This window comes from Pseudomonas sp. YA1 (assembly GCF_058680555.1).
In genome coordinates this window covers 1-603 of record NZ_JBZWBG010000054.1, presented here as the reverse complement: position 1 = coordinate 603, position 603 = coordinate 1, and the positions used below count along the sequence as shown (strand labels likewise).

Below are 603 nucleotides of genomic sequence, written 5' to 3'. Positions count from 1 at the left end.
AAGGCGTCTATCACGACATATCTGTGCATGGGCTCTCCTGGCTCAGGGCCGCCGCTCGACCAGCGCGTGGCGCAGCAGGTCGGCGATGATGCGCGGACCCTCGCGGGTCAGCACCGATTCGGGGTGGAATTGCATGGAGGCGAAGCGCGGCCCGCGCAGGGCGTGGACCTCGCCGGTCTCGCGGTCGCGGCTGATCTCGATCGGGCCGACCTCGGGGATCTCGATGCGGTCCTGCAGGGCGCGCGCGGCGAAGGTGTTGTAGAAGCCGACGCGCTCGGCGGCGCCGAACAGGTCGATCTGTTTCTGCACGCCCTGGTTGGGCTCCTGCCGGCGTTGCAGGTCCAGGCCCAGGCACAGGCTCAGCACCTGGTGGCTCAGGCACACGGCGAGGAACGGCCGGCGCTCGCTGAGCAGCGAACGGATGGCCAGGTGCAGGTGGCCGATCTTCGGCTGGCCGATCTCGGTGGGGTTGCCCGGGCCGGGGCCCATGATCACCAGGTCGTAGCCGTCGAACGAGTACGGCTCCTGGAAGCCGCGCACGGTCACCGTCAGGCCCAGCGACTTGAGCTGCTTGGCGATCATCGAGGTGAAGGTGTCCTCGGC

General features: G+C 69.0%; 1 pseudogene. It reads right to left on the bottom strand.

Annotated elements, in window-relative coordinates:
* Positions 1–42: 42 nt before the first annotated feature.
* Positions 43–603, bottom strand: a pseudogene (gene phzE, locus AC4OR5_RS30935) (phenazine biosynthesis protein PhzE); the annotation flags it as partial.